The organism is Pseudomonas sp. GL-B-19 (genome assembly GCF_019956415.1).
Classification (GTDB): domain Bacteria; phylum Pseudomonadota; class Gammaproteobacteria; order Pseudomonadales; family Pseudomonadaceae; genus Aquipseudomonas.
In genome coordinates, this window is the sequence record NZ_JAHBDK010000039.1 from 34008 (window position 1) to 49975 (window position 15968).

The 15968-nt window shown below is 58.5% G+C and carries 13 protein-coding genes and 1 pseudogene; 6 read left to right on the forward strand and 8 right to left on the reverse strand.

Annotated features, from left to right (window positions below):
• The first annotated feature begins 35 nt into the window (after nt 1–35).
• Nucleotides 36–1418, forward strand: coding sequence for an LLM class flavin-dependent oxidoreductase (locus KGB06_RS16585; RefSeq protein WP_223517566.1), 1383 nt, complete (start codon nt 36–38; stop codon nt 1416–1418).
• Between the two features lie 666 nt (nt 1419–2084).
• Complete coding sequence (locus KGB06_RS16590; RefSeq protein ID WP_223517568.1) at nt 2085–3494, forward strand: MFS transporter; 1410 nt, start codon at nt 2085–2087, stop codon at nt 3492–3494.
• Between the two features lie 282 nt (nt 3495–3776).
• Here the strand turns inward: KGB06_RS16590 and KGB06_RS16595 are convergent, their stop codons facing one another.
• Nucleotides 3777–4796, reverse strand: a complete 1020-nt coding sequence (locus KGB06_RS16595) for an AbrB family transcriptional regulator (RefSeq protein WP_223517574.1) — start codon at nt 4794–4796, stop codon at nt 3777–3779.
• A 195-nt stretch (nt 4797–4991) separates the two neighbouring features.
• Here KGB06_RS16595 and KGB06_RS16600 point away from each other — a divergent pair, with 195 nt between their 5' ends.
• Entirely contained in the window at nt 4992–5990 is a 999-nt protein-coding gene (locus KGB06_RS16600; protein WP_223517575.1) for a bile acid:sodium symporter family protein, read from the forward strand.
• Between the two features lie 35 nt (nt 5991–6025).
• Nucleotides 6026–6142 (forward strand): annotated as a pseudogene (locus KGB06_RS16605) (metallophosphoesterase); the annotation flags it as partial.
• A gap of 26 nt (nt 6143–6168) precedes the next feature.
• Here KGB06_RS16605 and KGB06_RS16610 read toward each other — a convergent pair.
• The 5 genes from KGB06_RS16610 to KGB06_RS16630 form a co-directional block, all read right to left on the reverse strand.
• The gene (locus KGB06_RS16610; protein ID WP_223517576.1) at nt 6169–6579 is read right to left on the reverse strand and encodes an ester cyclase; all 411 of its coding nucleotides are present in this window, start codon (nt 6577–6579) and stop codon (nt 6169–6171) included.
• A gap of 67 nt (nt 6580–6646) precedes the next feature.
• Entirely contained in the window at nt 6647–7768 is a 1122-nt protein-coding gene (locus tag KGB06_RS16615) for an alkene reductase (RefSeq protein WP_223517577.1), read from the reverse strand.
• Between the two features lie 77 nt (nt 7769–7845).
• A complete protein-coding gene (locus KGB06_RS16620; protein ID WP_223517578.1) occupies nt 7846–8604 on the reverse strand; it encodes an SDR family oxidoreductase in 759 nt (252 codons plus the stop codon).
• Nucleotides 8605–8783: 179 nt separating this feature from the next.
• Nucleotides 8784–9686, reverse strand: a complete 903-nt coding sequence (locus KGB06_RS16625) for a LysR family transcriptional regulator (protein WP_223517580.1) — start codon at nt 9684–9686, stop codon at nt 8784–8786.
• Between the two features lie 160 nt (nt 9687–9846).
• Nucleotides 9847–10947 (reverse strand): alkene reductase, encoded by a 1101-nt coding sequence (locus tag KGB06_RS16630; protein WP_223517582.1) that lies wholly within the window; start codon nt 10945–10947, stop codon nt 9847–9849.
• A gap of 147 nt (nt 10948–11094) precedes the next feature.
• Between KGB06_RS16630 and KGB06_RS16635 the strand changes: the two genes are divergently transcribed.
• The gene (locus KGB06_RS16635) at nt 11095–11979 is read left to right on the forward strand and encodes a LysR family transcriptional regulator (protein ID WP_223517584.1); all 885 of its coding nucleotides are present in this window, start codon (nt 11095–11097) and stop codon (nt 11977–11979) included.
• A 60-nt stretch (nt 11980–12039) separates the two neighbouring features.
• On the opposite strand, the gene KGB06_RS16640 is transcribed toward KGB06_RS16635, so the two are convergent.
• Both KGB06_RS16640 and katG read right to left on the reverse strand, forming a co-directional pair.
• On the reverse strand, nt 12040–12309 hold the full coding sequence (locus KGB06_RS16640; protein WP_223517586.1) for a hypothetical protein: 270 nt from the start codon (nt 12307–12309) through the stop codon (nt 12040–12042).
• A 160-nt stretch (nt 12310–12469) separates the two neighbouring features.
• On the reverse strand, nt 12470–14725 hold the full coding sequence (katG, locus tag KGB06_RS16645) for a catalase/peroxidase HPI (protein ID WP_223517587.1): 2256 nt from the start codon (nt 14723–14725) through the stop codon (nt 12470–12472).
• 481 nt (nt 14726–15206) lie between these two features.
• On the opposite strand from katG, the gene KGB06_RS16650 reads away from it, so the two are divergent.
• Entirely contained in the window at nt 15207–15836 is a 630-nt protein-coding gene (locus tag KGB06_RS16650; RefSeq protein WP_223517589.1) for a DUF2238 domain-containing protein, read from the forward strand.
• Nucleotides 15837–15968 lie beyond the last annotated feature (132 nt).

The following is a 15968-nucleotide window of genomic DNA, read 5'->3' on the forward strand; positions in this document are numbered from 1 at the left end:
TATTTTTCATGCTTGTTTTTTTCAGGGAACGGGAAATGTCCGAACGTCAGCTCAGCCTCAACCTATTCATCTACCCGAACGGCCATCACGAAGCCGCCTGGCGTCACCCGCAGTCGGTGCCGGAAGCTTCCATGGATATCGGCTATTACCAGCAACTGGCGCTACGCGCTGAACGCGAGAAGCTTGATGCGATTTTCTTCGCTGATTCGCCGTCACTGGCCGAAAGCGGGCGTGAAGGTCTGCGCATTCGTTTCGAACCCGTTACCTGGCTGGCGGGAATTGCTGCGGTGACCCAACGCATAGGCCTGATCGCCACGGCCAGCACGACCTACAGCGAGCCTTACAATCTGGCCCGCTCGTTCAGTGCGCTGGATCACCTCAGCAAGGGTCGCGCCGGTTGGAACATCGTCACCACTTCCATGGCGGCTGCAGCCGCCAATTTTGGCCTGGACCAACATCCGTCGGCTCATGATCGCTATGCCCAGGCCGAAGAATTCGTGCAGGTGGTCGGTGACCTGTGGGACAGCTGGGAGGACGACGCGCTGGTGCTGGACAAGAATTCCGGGGTGTTTGCCGACAGTGACAAAGTGCATTCGATCAACCATGTGGGCACTCACTACAAAGTCAAAGGCCCATTCAACTCGCCACGCTCCCCACAGGGGCGACCGGTGCAGGTGCAGGCCGGGTCTTCCGAAGATGGCCGTGATTTCGCCTCCAGGCATGCCGAAGCGATTTTCACCGCGCACCAGACCCTGCAAAGCGCGACCGAATTCGCCAACGATATCCGTGCTCGGGTGAAAGCGGTGGGGCGCGATCCTCGCCAGCTGAAAATCCTCCCGGGCATCAGCCCGTACATTGGCAGCACCGAAGCCGAAGCCCAGCGCAAGTTCGATGAACTCAACGACTTGGTGCTGCCGCATGTTTCACTAGGCCAACTGCGCCGCATGTTGGGTGTCGACCTGTCCGGTCACGATCTGGATGCGCCATTCCCGCGCCACCTGGTCAATTTCGACAGCAGCGAGAGCCAGTCCAGTCGCTTCAAATTGATCCTCGACATCGTCGACCGCGAGAAACCGACGCTGCGTCAGCTGATTAATCGCCTGGCCGGTGCTCGAGGGCATTGGGTACCGGTCGGTACGCCGGTGCAGATTGCCGACCTGATTGAACAGTGGTTCCGCAGTAGCGCTGCCGATGGTTTCAATGTGATGCCGCCAGCGTTCCCCGAGGGCTTTGAAGTGTTCCTCGATGAAGTGCTGCCGATCCTGCGCAAGCGCGGGCTGTTCCGCCATGAATATGCGGGCAGTACGCTACGCGAGCATTATGGTCTGAGTCGCCCGGTGTCGCGTTTTGCCCTGAAGTCCGCTTCAGCGACCTTGCCATTGCGCAGCGCAGTGCAATCGATTCCAGACCCTGTTTGATCTCATTCAGGGCGATTCGAGTCAGGCAGGCGGTCCATACACCGACTATCTGACTCGCTTTTGTACATGTAAACATGCGTCGTCGTACAACATGGTTCATCGCTCCGAGTCCCCACATCCCCTCGTCAATGCCCGACAATTCACACGGCTAATGATCGCTGTACCCAGCGAGTTCTATAACAAACCGAAATTTTCCCAAGCAATCTTCGTCAAGACCAACGGCTATCTTTGATATTGACAGCCCACCCTCGAACTCGATATAAAAGGCACAGTTGTACGACGACAGACGATGCATCGACTGTTCATGCCAAAAAATAAAAAGAGTGTCGGCCCCATCATGAATTCAACTTGCGAACTCATCCCCCTCAACGTCGCTTCCTCTGGCCTGATCTTGTCTGCTTGCGCGCCCGCACAGTCAGTTCCGTCGCAGGCGACGGTCCCGCCAAACCCCTGCTAGTACTCGCTACACGCCCAGCTCCAGCCACCAGCAATCGCACTGCGCGTGATGCAACCGGCGGCGGGGTACAGCATAAGTTGATCGCAAGACCCGGCTGAATCTGACCAGCCTTGACGCGGACTCTTTGCGTCTTGGCAATGCTCTACGACACAATTGATCTCGCTTGAAACCGAGAGATCATCACCATAATCCAATAATAAAGTGATGCCATGAATCTGAACGAGCCCATCAATGCGAACGCGCAACGCGTCGGCCAAACGGTCGGTAAATACCGCTGGACGATCTGTGCGCTGTTGTTTTTCGCCACCACCGTCAACTACCTGGACCGTCAGGTACTGAGTCTGTTGGCGCCGCAACTGTCGACGCAGTTTGGCTGGAGTAATACTGACTACGCCAACATCGCCTCGGTTTTCCAGTTTGTGTACGCGATTTCCATGCTGTTCGCCGGTCGCTTCGTCGACAAGATCGGCACCAAGAAAGCTTATATGTGGGCGATTGGCATCTGGTCGACCGGTGCGGTCATGCACGCCTTCGCGGTGCCGATGGGTGAGGGCATTGGCGCCCTGAGCAGCGCGCTCGGCCTTGCCGTCATTCCGGTCTCGATTGCCGGTTTCATGCTGTCTCGCGCGGTTCTGGCGATTGGTGAAGCGGGTAACTTCCCGATTGCGATCAAGGCCACCGCGGAGTACTTCCCGAAGAAGGAACGCTCCTTCGCTACCGGCATCTTCAACTCCGGTGCCAACGTGGGCGCGGTCCTGGCGCCGATCTGCGTACCGCTGATTGCCGGTATTTGGGGCTGGGAAGCGGCCTTTATCGCGATCGGTATGCTGGGCTTCGTCTGGGTCGCCGTATGGATTGCGCTCTACCAGAAGCCGGATCAGCAAAAGCGTCTGTCGGCAGAGGAACTGGCATACATCCGTAGCGATGAACCTGTGCAAGTAGCCACCCCGGAAGTGTCGGGTGTCGCTGCCAAAAAAGTATCGTGGTTCAAGTTGCTGACTTACCGCCAGACTTGGGCGTTTGCCTTCGGCAAGTTCATGACCGATGGCGTGTGGTGGTTCTTCCTGTTCTGGCTTCCGACCTACCTGTCGGCGCAATACGGCATGAAGGGAGCGGCCATCGTGGCGCCGCTGGCCGTGTTGTACAGCTTGACGATGATCGGCAGTATTGGTGGCGGCTGGTTCCCGAGCTACTTCATGTCCCGCGGCGACAAGCCATACGACGGTCGCATGAAAGCCATGCTGGTGATCGCGCTGTTCCCGTTGGTGGTGCTGCTGGCTCAGCCATTCGGTTACATCAGCTTTTGGGTCCCTGTGTTGCTGATTGGCGTTGGCGCATCGGCGCACCAGGCGTGGTCGTGCAATATTTTCACGACGGTGTCCGATATGTTCCCGCAAAAAACCATCGCTTCGGTGGTCGGCATTGGCGGCATGGCGGGTGGTTTGGGTGGTGTCGTGATGACCAAGGTTGGCGGTTATGTGTTCGACTACTACAAATCGATCAACGATATTCACACCGGCTACATGATCATGTTCGCTATCTGTTCGGTAGCCTATCTGGTGGCATGGAGCGTGATGAAGATGCTGGTGCCACGCCACAAGGAAATCACTGATCTGTAAACAACGGTCAATGCAGTAGAAAGCCCCGTCCCACTTGAGTGGGGCGGGGCTTTTTCGTTTCAAGCATCTGATCCGTATTTTCGCGTGCTATCTGCCTCTGTAATGCACTCAGATGGAGGCTCACAATGGCGGCACACAGCGAACTCATAATGTAGGAGGCCCCAATGGGCAAGATGGCAATTTTCCTGGGTGGATTTCTGGTGCTGACCATTTTGATTGGTGCCCTGGCCACGATCTCTCCCGTTTAATCCTTTCCTCCGATACGCCGATGCTTAATGCCGATCAAACATCTTCCCGCCACCGCCGCGCCTGAACCACCAATGCCGGCGCAAAGTGCAGCACAACCATGCGCACCAGATGATGAGTCAGGATGAACACAACGTTCAGCCCGCCACTGAAGGCGACCATGGAGATGGTCTCGATGGCGCCCGGCATGTAGGCCAGCCATAACGACCAAGGATCGCTGCCCCCAACCCGCCCGGCCACGCTGGCAAACGCTGCGGCGATCAGCAGCATCAGGCCAACGGACATCAGCGCAGCACGCCCGTGGCGAACAAGTTCGGCGAAGCGGATGTCCTTGAATTTCGAGCCGATCAGTACACCGAGCAGGATGGCCGCGGAGTCGACACTCCATGACGGCATGTGAAAGCCCTGCAAGTAGCCGGACTTGACGTAGACGCCGGTGAGCACGATGGCGGTGAGCATGAACGGTGCCGGCACGCCAACGTTCAACAGCAAACGACCGAGCAACAGGCACAGGGCGATCAGCGACAGCAGGCTCGGCGCCAGGCTCAAGTCCAACGGGCTGCTTTGGGCAATCGCCACGTCTGCCTGTCCGGGAATGCAAAAGCTGACGAGGAGGGTGATGGAGAGCAGTCGCACCAGATGCACGACGATCACCTTGCTGGACGCGCGTTCGGATTCGAGCAAGTCGAATACCGCCGCGAGTGCGCCGGGGTAGACGGCCAGCAGGGTATCCTTGCGGTTCCATCCGGCGATTTTCAGCAGCGCAAAACCGGCCACCGTGCTTTGAACCATCAGGCACAACAGCATGACGCCCAGGCTGGGCAAGATGGCAGCGACCGTGTGGCTGTCCCACGACGTAAACATCAAACCGGTCGCGATCCCCAAGACGATTTGCACATAGCCGAGGCCGAAGCGCAGGGTAGGGGAGAAGCGCAGGTTACTGGCGATCATTGCGCTCGCGAGTATCGAGCCCAGCAACAGGCCGTGGGGGATGCCGGCGTATTGCAACGCGGCGCCGACGCCGGTGGCGATCAGTAAACACAGTAGGGTTTTCATGAGCCTTCCTTGATTCTTGAATTCCCCGACGCTTAAATCCGGGCCGCCCCTGTTTTCCCACCTAACGGCATGATGCGTCAACAACGCTGGTCATCCTGTCCTTTAGGCGACATCTCCTGGCTTACTAGCGTTAGTCGGTAATCTGCGGACGGGTTAGAGTCGTGATCACGTTCCTGGCAAACCCGGATGACCCTGATGACGCGCCCTCGTTTCTTACCCGACAACTTCACCCTGACCCTGATCGGCGTCGTGCTGCTTGCCAGCGTGTTGCCGGTCAGTGGTCAGGTCGCAGTGGGCTTCGGGTGGCTGACCAACATCGCCATCGCCCTGCTGTTTTTTCTGCATGGCGCCAAACTGTCACGCGAGTCGATCATTGCCGGTGCCGGGCATTGGCGCCTGCATGTGCTGGTGTTCAGTCTGACCTTTGTACTGTTTCCGCTGCTCGGCCTGGCACTCAAACCGGTGTTGTCGCCGCTGATCGGTGACGATCTGTACATGGGCATGCTCTACCTCTGCGCGTTGCCCGCAACAGTGCAGTCGGCCATTGCCTTTACCTCTCTGGCGCGAGGCAACATTCCGGCGGCGATTTGCAGTGCGGCGGCGTCCAGTCTGTTCGGGATCTTCATCACGCCCTTGCTGGTGACGCTGCTGCTGAATGTGCACGGCGATGGCGGCTCGACCCTTGATGCGATTATGAAGATCAGTGTGCAATTGCTGTTGCCGTTCATTGCCGGGCAGATCGCGCGGCGCTGGATCGGCGCTTGGGTCGGGCGCAACAAAAGTTGGCTGAAGTTCGTGGATCAGGGTTCGATTCTGTTGGTGGTCTTCGGCGCGTTCAGCGAAGCGGTGAACGAAGGCATCTGGCACCAGATTCCGCTATGGGAACTGGCCGGGCTGGTGGTGGCGTGCTGCGTACTGCTGGGGTTGGTGTTGGTGGCCTCTACGGTGCTGGGCAAAGCCTTTGGTTTTAATGTGGAAGACCGCATCACCATCCTGTTCTGCGGTTCGAAGAAAAGCCTGGCCACCGGTGTGCCGATGGCCCAGGTTCTGTTCGCCGGCAGCACCATCGGCGTGTTGATCCTGCCGCTCATGCTGTTCCATCAAATTCAGTTGATGGTCTGTGCCGTGCTGGCCCAGCGCTACGCCAATCGCCAGGAATCGGTTGCTGAACTGATGGCGCAAGTAGATCCTTGATCGCGTCAGGCAATGAGCCTCGTCTGGAGTGATGCATGAAGGTTGGCGTGATTTCCGATACCCATGGCTTGCTCCGCGCCGAAGCCCTTGCGGCGCTGGAGGGGTGTGAGCGGATCAATCATGCGCAGAGCGTTACTGCAGCGTTGCTACTCTAATCAAATGCGACCGAATGAGTGGCTCAGGAACGTCGATCCGGGAACTGATCCCCAAACATAGGGTACCCGCCGGCGGAACCTTCGAGCGTCGCCTCATCCTGGATTACATCCCAGTGTTCGACCATCACACCGTCCTCAAGACGCAGGATATCGACCACGACCCAGTTTGCCGGTTGGCCGATTCCAGTGAACCGACCGTGCAACATGACGAAGTCATCTTCAGCGACTGCCAGCTGGCATTCGTAGCGCATATCGGGCGATCCTGCGGCGACCAGCTCGAACAGACCCTCGCGACCGGGCGGCACATGGGCACTGTGCTGGATATAGGAGGGTGACCAGAAGCGTTCGGCCGTCGCCAGATCCTTGCGATTGAAAAGGGTTGCGAAGCCTTCGAGGACAATGGCCTTGTTCTCGGCGGGGGTACGTGAAGTCATGGTCGGGTTCCTGCTATTGATGTAAAGGGTTGGTGGCTGAAGGGCCGCCCAAAGTTGCCTTGTTGTGTCAGGCGACAGCGGTAGAAATGTGGCGCGGATAATCGGTGTAGCCCCGGGCTCCGGATGCGTAGACGGTGTTCCAATCTATCTCCGCGAGCGGTGCTCCGACTGCGAGTCGTTCAACCAGATCCGGATTGGAAATGAAGGGCCGCCCGAAGGCGATCAGATCGGCGCTGCCTTCAGCAATGAGTCGGTTACCGCGTTCAGCATCCATCCCGACATTGGCGATCAATGTCCCCTTGAAAATGGAGCGCAAGTGCCGAAACATGGCATCACCCGCGAGAGGCTCTAGAGATGTGCCAGCGAAATCCGTCGTTGCTCCCATGATCAAGGCGTGGGAAAGACCGTAGTCACTGAGTTCGCGAATCGCGTATTCGGCCATGGGCAATGTTTCGTCATTTGCAGCGAAGGCGCCAACCTCGTTCATCGGGCCAATTCGGACGCCGACCCGGCGGGGATCGACCTCTTGTAGAACCGCCTCAATCACTTCGAACAAAAAGCGCGCCCGCTTCTCAATGCTGCCACCATATTCATCGGTTCGCAGGTTGGTTGTGCGGTTCAGAAACTGCGCAATGAGATACAAATAGTTGGCCTGAATTTGCACGCCATCGAAGCCGACGCTCATGGCGTTGCGAGCCGCTTTCGCATAATCGGAGACGGTTCGGTGAATGTCCGAAAGAGTCATCGGACGTGGCGCTACAGTGGGTTTTCGACCAAGTGGCGTGGTGCTTTCATAGCCGATATTCACATCGGACGCGGACATCGGAGCAGCGCCAAAATCGGGATGTGAAATCGCCCCTGTGTGCCAAAGCTGAGCGACCATGCGACCACCTTTTGCATGCACGGCCTCAAGCACGTGAGACCAGCCTTGCAGTTGCTCCTTGCTCCACAGGCCAGGTGTGTCGGCCCAGCCAACAGCCTCCGGACTGATGGATGCGCCTTCGGAAATGATCAGTCCCGCCGATGCACGCTGCGCGTAATACTCGGCATGCAGTTCAGTCGGCACCAACCCCGGGTTGGCAGCCCGCATCCGCGTCAGTGGTGACATGACGATGCGGTTGGGAAGTTCGAGGTCGCCCATGAGGGTCGGCTGGAACAAGGGCGCCTTGCTTGAAGTGGTATCGATCATGAGACCCGCCTCCTGGAAAATTATGCCTGCAATGTCACTTGTTTCACGGGGGCCCGGCCATTGCGATGCAGTCGCGATCAATTAAAAGCCGGTCCGTTTGCAATCATGTCGTTGAACCCGTTGACCCAGGCATGCTCGTTCGGGCCAGGATTGGCGCGCATGGCATCGGCCGGAGCGACGAGGATTTCGTTGACGCCGCTTTCGAACTGTTTCATCGCTTCCGTAATGAATTGGTCGAGGGGAATGGCGCGTTCCTCCTCGCTGCTGTTGAGCAGCTCGGTGCGTACCCACGGTGGTGCAATCTCGACCAATTGGATGCCGTGTTCGCGTAGCAGATAGCGCTGCGACAAGGTGTAGGAGTGCAGCGCTGCCTTGGTCGCCGAATAGACCGCCGTCACGGCCATTGGCACGAAGCCGAGCACCGAGGAGACGTTGACGATGACCGCATCAGGTTTGGACTTCAGATGCTCGACCAGCACCGAAGTCATCCGGATCGGACCCAGCAGATTTGTGGTGACTGTCGAGAGGGCAAGCGCATCGTCCACCGGACCTTCTGCATGATCAACCAGCATGATGCCGGCATTGTTGATCAGCACGTTGAGCTCAGGGTAATTGGCGATGAGGTGCTGAGCTGCTGCCTGGATGCTGGCCGTGTCGGTGATGTCGAGCTCGATGGCGGCCATGCCGGGGTTGGCGTCGAGCGTCTGCTGCAGTCGCTCCTTGCGCCGTCCGGAGATGATCACTTTATTGCCGAGCCTGTGGAAGGCTTCGGCCAGGCCCTGGCCGATACCGGACCCGCCGCCAGTGATGAAAATAGTATTGCCGGTCATACGCATCACACTTCTCCTGGAGAGATGAAGTAAGGAAATCCCGCCACGAACGAACAAGTCGACCGATGTGTCGTGCAGGCAGTGGCGCTAAGTTGGCAGCTTCGGCATGAACGGAGTAGCCACTCTTTTTCGCTATCATTTATGTAAAGGATGCATAGGCATTGCTGCACTATGCCGACCTGACGCTAGCTTGAAATGCCACTTCCCTCGCCAGCCAGGCTAGCTATAAGGTGCTCGATCAAGGCGCGGCCGGCACTGCGAGTACGCGAGCCATGGGGGAAGTAGGCATGAACAGGTACGGATTCGGTCTCCCAATCGGTGAGCAGTGCGACGAGTTCACCGCTTTCAAGCTCCCGTCGGCACGCCCATGCCGTTGTCGAAGTAATCCCTAAACCAGCAGTTGCCGCTGCGACAGCGCCTTCGTTTTCGTCGGTCGAGAAGTGAGCCTCAAGCTGAATTGTCCTGGTCTCGCCATCGCGTTTGAACATCCAGCCACTCGGGACAGTCGAGGCTGGCCCCGCGATGATTCGATGCGATTGCAGATCCTCAGGCGTAGTGGGCTCCCCGGCGGCGTGCAAGTAGGACGGTGAGGCGAGGATAAATCTGGAGATCGTCATGATCTGACGGCTCGTAGCACTGGAATCCAACAGCCGTCCCAACCTTATCGCTACATCGATATTTTCGCGCACCAGATCCTGCCAATGATCGGCGAGCAGGACTTGGATATGAAGGTTGGGGTGTATCGCTGCAAACGACGCCATACGCGGAATGATTTCCCGTACGCCGATGCTCGTTGGCATGCTGATCCGGACAACGCCACGTAGCTCTCCACCCCCGCGAACGCTTTGCTCTGCTTCTTCCACCGCGGCGAGGATGGGCTCCATGCGCGCCAGAAAATCTGCCCCTGCCTCAGTGGGAACGACTGCACGTGTCGATCTCGCCAGTAGCAGGGTGCCGAGATCGGCTTCGAGTTCGGCAACAATCCTGGAGACCTGGGATTGAGAAAGACCCACTTCGCGTGCCGCGGCCGAAAAGCTGCCCAGTCGCGCCACCCTTGTGAAAAGCCTGTAGGAGAAAAGGTCCTTCATGCGTTAGCACCTTCCATCAGCCAGCATGCACCTTGAGTCCGCTGGAAGAAGCTACGGTGAAACGGGGCAGTAAGCTGGCGCATCGCTGCTTGGGTGATTGATTTTTTTTGCGGGGAGGTAGCTGGGGCACTATGACCCCAGTTACCAGTGGTGAAAATTATCACGCAACTTCAGTGTGGAAAGGATAGTCCGTGTAACCCACTTGCGTGCCGCCGAAGAACGACTCGCGGTCGTACGGGTTCAGCGGCCAGCCGTTGCGCAGGCGCTCTGGCAAGTCAGGGTTGGCGATGAAGTGGCGGCCGAATGCGACCAGGTCTGCATCGCCGGCCTCGAGGATCGCGTTGGCCGATTCACCGGAGAAGCCGCCCGCCGCGATAAGGGTGCCCTTGTAGTGCTGGCGGATGAGTTGGGACGCCACCGGATTCTGGTCCCGGCGCTCGTCTTCGACGAGACCCAGGATGCGTGGCTCGATCAGGTGCAGATAGGCGAGGTCCAGCTTGTTCAGTTCGCGCGCGACATAGGTGAACAGGCCAATGGGGTCGCTGTCGGACATATCGCCGAAATTGCCGCTCGGCCCCAGACGCACCGCCACTCGATTGCTGCCCCAGACGGAGATCACCGCCCCTACCGCTTCGAGCAGGAACCGGCTGCGGTTTTCGAACGAGCCACCGTAGATATCCGTACGTTTGTTGCTGCCGTCCTGGAGGAATTGATCGAACAGGTAGCCGTTGGCCGAGTGCAATTCCACGCCGTCGAATCCGGCTGCGATACCGCGTTCGGCCGCGGCGCGGAAGCTGTCTACCAGCCCGCGGATTTCAGCGATGGTCAGTTCGCGCGCCGGGGAGCCCGGGGTCCAGCCGGTCTCGGTGAAGGCAAGGCCGCCGTGCTCCACGACGGAAGGGGCCACGGGCTGGGCGCCGCCCGGCTGCAGGAGGCTATTGGACTGGCGCCCCGCATGATAGAGCTGCAGAAAGATTTTGCCACCCTTGGCATGAACGGCGTCGGTCACGAGCTTCCAGCCGGCGATCTGGCTGTCGTCATACAGACCGGGAGCACCGAGGTAGCCATTACCATTGGCTGCGGCGATAGTGGCTTCGCCGATCAGCAGGCCACCGGCGGTGGTACGTTGGGCGTAGTACTCGGCCATCAACTGGCCAGGGATGGCGCCCGGCTCGGCACGCATGCGGGTAAGTGGCGCCAGAACGACGCGATGGGAAATCTGGTATGGGCCTATCTGGATGCTCGTATGCAGTTTGGACATGACATCGATACCTATCAGTGGTGGGATGGGCGCAATGTAGGCGTAAGATTCGCGGAGAAAAATATCCCGCGATGCCGAACATTTCGGATGGTTTTTCCGTAATCCCGCCTTGTTGGTGGAGTTCTACTGGTGCAAGCAGGAAGAGTGATGGAAAGTCTGAGTGGCATCTCAGTGTTCGTGCAGGTTGCCGAAACGCGCAGCTTTACCGAGTCCGCCCGCCAGTTGGGGGTGTCGTCCTCGACAGTGGGCAAAACCATCGCTCGAATGGAGGAACGCTTGCATGTGCGGCTGTTTCATCGCAGCACACGCAGCATCACGCTGACGGCCGAGGGGACTCTGTTCCTTGAGCGCTGCCGCCGCATCCTCAGCGAGGTCACCGCTGCCGAGTCCGAGCTTTCAGGCCTGGCCGGCAGTCCACGTGGGCGGCTTCGCGTGGGCACACCTCTACTGGGCGACCTGATGATGCCGGCCTTTGACGGGTTCATGGAGCAGTATCCGGAAGTCGAACTGGATATCGATTTTTGCGACCGCATGGTCGATGTGATCGAGGAAGGGTTCGACGCCGTGATTCGGACCGGCGAGCAAACCGATTCTCGCTTGACCGCGCGCCGCCTCGGTTCCTGTGCACATGTGCTGGTGGCGTCGCCGACGTATCTCAAGCGGTATGGCGTACCTGCTAATCCGCGTGAACTGGAACGCCATTCTTGCCTGCAGCACAAATTCCCTGCGACGGGAAAGCTGGAGCGTTGGCCGCTGCGGCTCGAAGCATCCGAGGCTGAATTGGTGCTGCCCGCCACGATGACGTCGAACACGATCGAGCCTCTTGCCTACTCCGCAATCCAGGGCAGGGGGATTGCCTTTCTGCCGGCTTTCCTGGTGCACGAAGCGCTGGAAAGTGGCCAGCTGGTCACTGTGCTGGACGATTACATTGACCGCCAGGTCGTCTTCTGGATGCTGTGGCCAGCCAGCCGTTATGCCTCGCCCAAGTTGCGCGTTTTTATTGACTACATGAGTGCGCACTTGCGCATCTGATTGCTTACGCCTGTAGCTTCAGGCGCACGCCGTCGCGGTTGGAGATCTCGATGGCATCGATCAATTCATGCATGCGCATGGCATCTGCCAAGGTAGGTGCCAAGTGGGTACCGTCGCGCACATCCTTGGCGTAGGCAGCACCGCATCGAAATAATGACCGCCATAGATGGAGAGCAGGCTGGAGAAGTTCTCCGGTGGAATGGTGAAGTGCAGGGCGGCTTTGCGCTCGCGCTGGAAATATTCAACGCTGATATGCAGCCGCACTGAACGCAGTTCCCCGATGTAGCCGTCCTGCAACAGGTCGCGCACGTAGCGATAATCCGGGTTCAATCGACGTTGCCTTCATCGACACCATGTTGCGTCAACACGCCCATACCAAGCAAAAAGACTTTTTCGAGTTTGACCTGGAGGGGGAGCATATTGGGCCACCCCAACCCCTACAACCGGGTCGAGGTGGCCCATTCAATGCCTCACAGATTCAACAATCGCATCACTTCACATCAAACCGATCCAGGTTCATCACCTTGGTCCATGCCGCCACGAAGTCTTTAACAAACTTCTCCTTCGCGTCACTGCTCGCATAAACCTCAGCCAGCGCCCGCAACTGCGCATTCGAACCAAAAACCAGATCCACACGCGTCCCGGTCCACTTCACTGCACCGGTTTTGCGATCACGTCCTTCGAACTCTTCAGCGGCCTCGGAGGTGGGTTTCCATTCCACGCCCATGTCGAGCAGGTTGGTGAAGAAGTCGTTGGTCAGCGCTTCCGGTTGTTGGGTGAAGACGCCGTGTCGGGTTTGTCCGACGTTGGCGTTCAGCACGCGTAGGCCACCGATCAGCGCGGTCATTTCTGGCGCGGTGAGCGTCAGCAGTTGCGCCTTGTCGATCAACAGTTGCTCGGCCGGCACGCGGTAGCGGGTTTTCAGGTAGTTGCGGAAGCCATCGGCAATCGGTTCGAGGAAGCCGAAGGAAACCACGTCCGTTTGCTCTTGCGATGCGTCCGACCGTCCTGGCGTGAACGGCACTGTGACGTTTTGGCCGGCATTTTTTGCCGCTTGTTCGACACCCGCATTACCAGCCAGCACGATCAGGTCGGCCAGCGAGATTTTCTTGCCGCCGGCGTTGAACTCGCTCTGGATGCTTTCGAGTTTCGCCAGTACGTTCGCCAGTTGTTCAGGCTGGTTGGCTTGCCAGGATTTCTGCGGGGCCAGACGCAGGCGTCCGCCGTTGGCGCCGCCGCGTTTGTCGGAGCCGCGGAAGGTGGAAGCGGCTGCCCAGGCAGTCGATACCAGCTGCGAGACCGACAGGCCGCAAGCAAGGATTTTGCCCTTGAGTGCAGCAACGTCGCTGTCGTTGACCAGGGCATGATCGACCGCTGGGATGGGGTCTTGCCACAGCAGTACTTCGTTCGGCAATTCCGGGCCGAGGTAGCGGGAGAGGGGGCCCATGTCGCGGTGGATCAGCTTGAACCAGGCGCGGGCGAAGGCGTCGGCCAGTTGATCGGGATTGGCCAGGAAGCGTCGTGAAATCGGCTCATAGATCGGGTCGAAGCGCAGGGACAGGTCCGTGGTCAGCATGGTGGGATTACGCCGTTTGGACGGGTCGTGGGCATCCGGAATGGTGCCGGCACCGGCGCCGTTTTTTGCGACCCACTGGTGCGCCCCAGCTGGGCTTTTGCTCAGTTCCCAGTCGAAGCCGAACAGGTTTTCCAGGTAGTTGTTGCTCCATTTTGTCGGCGTGTTGGTCCAGGTCACTTCCAGACCACTGGTGATGGCGTCCGCGCCTTTGCCGGTACCAAAACTGCTTTTCCAGCCCAAGCCTTGCTGTTCGAGACCAGCAGCTTCGGGCTCGGCACCGACATTGTCGGCAGGTCCGGCGCCGTGGGTTTTACCGAACGCGTGACCGCCAGCGATCAGCGCCACGGTTTCTTCGTCGTTCATCGCCATGCGGGCGAAGGTCTCGCGGATGTCCGTGGCTGCAGCGACGGGATCGGGATTGCCTTCAGGGCCCTCGGGGTTGACGTAGATGAGGCCCATTTGCACGGCGCCGAGCGGGTTTTCCAGATTGCGGCCCTGTTCGGTGCGGCTCTCCTCGTTTGCCCCTGGTTCAGCAACCAGCGGGCCGTCGCCGGGCTCTTGCATGGGCTTGTTTTCTTTGCCATAGCGGATATCGCCGCCCAGCCATTTGTTTTCTGCGCCCCAGTAAACGTCTTCGTCCGGCTCCCAAACGTCCGGACGACCACCGGAAAAACCAAACGTTTTAAAGCCCATCGACTCCAGTGCAACGTTGCCGGTGAGCACGATCAGGTCAGCCCAGGAAATGTTGCGACCGTATTTTTGCTTGATCGGCCAGAGCAGCCGGCGCGCCTTGTCGAGGCTGACGTTGTCCGGCCAGCTGTTGAGCGGTGCAAAGCGTTGCTGACCCGAGCCAGCGCCACCCCGACCGTCACCGGTACGATAGGTGCCTGCGGCGTGCCAGGCCATGCGAATGAACAGCGGCCCATAGTGACCAAAGTCCGCTGGCCACCAGTCTTGCGAATCGGTCATCAACGCCGTGAGGTCTCGTTTGACCGCTGCAAAATCCAGTTTTTTGTACGCTTCGGTGTAGTTGAAACCCTCGTCCAGGGGATCGGACAGGGATGAGTGCTGGTGCAGGATTTTCAGATTCAGTTGGTTCGGCCACCAATCGCGGTTCGTCGTGCCACCGCCAGCGGCGTGGTTAAACGGGCATTTCGATTCATTTGCCATGTGCGAGCTACCTTTGGTCGTGATCATCCGGGCTATCCGGCCCGTTGTGGGCTCTAAATAGCGACGAGCGAAAGCAATGACACAGGCTGCTGGGCCAGCAGTTCGATTCACTGATTGTTTTGATTACACGGAAATCGGTACAGCAGAAAACGAGGTGCAATCACGGTGGCCCACGGCAGGCTTAGTCATGTTTCTGACTCAATTCCTGTCTCCTTATCAGCTCAAATCCGGCTGGCTGACGCCAGCGCAGGGATAAGGTTAGACGCCTATCCGCAAGTCAGCTAATAGGTGGAGTATTCGGGGCTCATAGGCAAAAGCTTTTGCCGCAGCCCTTGAGTTGCCCCGCCGGCCGCCACGACTTCGGAACCCCTGCCGCCCAGGCGAATCAATGTGATTTGTAGGGACATCATTTGCCCGGAGTGTCGACAACCCGAATCACCCTGAGGCTGGAAGGAAACGCGTCAGACCAGGAGACCAGAGCATGCAGCCCAAGGCAGATGCGCGATACGACCTGACGTTGTTGAGTCTGCTGGTATTGATCGCCGTGGTGCTGGGCTATTCGCCGCACAGCCGGATCGATTGGGCGCTGGAAAACCTGTTGGCGCTATTGCTCGTCGGCACGTTGGTGGCGGTCGCACGCTGGTTTCGTTTGTCTGCTGTGTCCATCACCCTGATTTTCGTGTTCCTGTGTATTCACGAATTGGGTGCTCACTACACCTATGCCGAAGTGCCTTATGACCGTTGGTGCTCAGCCTTGACCGGGGTCGGCCTCAATAAGGCACTCGGGCTGCATCGCAATCACTTTGATCGACTGGTCCATTTGAGTTACGGGCTGTTTATGGTTTATCCCGTGCGGGAAGTGCTGTTGCGACTAACCCCATTGCGGGGTTTTTGGGTGGTTTTTATCGCGTTGAACATCATGCTGTCGACGTCGGCTATATATGAACTGGTGGAATGGATCGGCGGGGCGTATCTGGGAGACGACACTTCACGCGCGTTTATCGGCGCACAAAACGACCCGTGGGATTCGCAGAAAGACATGGCGCTGGCGGTCACCGGCGCCTGTGTCAGTCTGTCGGTGATGTTCCTGATCAAACTAAAGAAGGCATGAGCGCGTAATGCCGATCAGTTAAGCCATAACGCGATCCGTAGCAGCTGGCGAAGCCTGCGTTCGGCTGCGCAGCAGTCGTAAAACCTGAGTTTGCGGTCTTCCTGAAACACTGCATCGTCTGATTTCGCGACT

What these genes read in the sequence shown, in the direction of transcription:
- KGB06_RS16585 (WP_223517566.1), top strand. Translation starts at nt 36, where the DNA reads ATGTCCGAACGTCAGCTCAGCCTCAACCTATTCATCTACCCGAACGGC.
- KGB06_RS16590 (WP_223517568.1), top strand. Translation starts at nt 2,085, where the DNA reads ATGAATCTGAACGAGCCCATCAATGCGAACGCGCAACGCGTCGGCCAA.
- KGB06_RS16595 (WP_223517574.1), bottom strand. Translation starts at nt 4,796, where the DNA reads ATGAAAACCCTACTGTGTTTACTGATCGCCACCGGCGTCGGCGCCGCG.
- KGB06_RS16600 (WP_223517575.1), top strand. Translation starts at nt 4,992, where the DNA reads ATGACGCGCCCTCGTTTCTTACCCGACAACTTCACCCTGACCCTGATC.
- KGB06_RS16610 (WP_223517576.1), bottom strand. Translation starts at nt 6,579, where the DNA reads ATGACTTCACGTACCCCCGCCGAGAACAAGGCCATTGTCCTCGAAGGC.
- KGB06_RS16615 (WP_223517577.1), bottom strand. Translation starts at nt 7,768, where the DNA reads ATGATCGATACCACTTCAAGCAAGGCGCCCTTGTTCCAGCCGACCCTC.
- KGB06_RS16620 (WP_223517578.1), bottom strand. Translation starts at nt 8,604, where the DNA reads ATGCGTATGACCGGCAATACTATTTTCATCACTGGCGGCGGGTCCGGT.
- KGB06_RS16625 (WP_223517580.1), bottom strand. Translation starts at nt 9,686, where the DNA reads ATGAAGGACCTTTTCTCCTACAGGCTTTTCACAAGGGTGGCGCGACTG.
- KGB06_RS16630 (WP_223517582.1), bottom strand. Translation starts at nt 10,947, where the DNA reads ATGTCCAAACTGCATACGAGCATCCAGATAGGCCCATACCAGATTTCC.
- KGB06_RS16635 (WP_223517584.1), top strand. Translation starts at nt 11,095, where the DNA reads ATGGAAAGTCTGAGTGGCATCTCAGTGTTCGTGCAGGTTGCCGAAACG.
- katG (WP_223517587.1), bottom strand. Translation starts at nt 14,725, where the DNA reads ATGGCAAATGAATCGAAATGCCCGTTTAACCACGCCGCTGGCGGTGGC.
- KGB06_RS16650 (WP_223517589.1), top strand. Translation starts at nt 15,207, where the DNA reads ATGCAGCCCAAGGCAGATGCGCGATACGACCTGACGTTGTTGAGTCTG.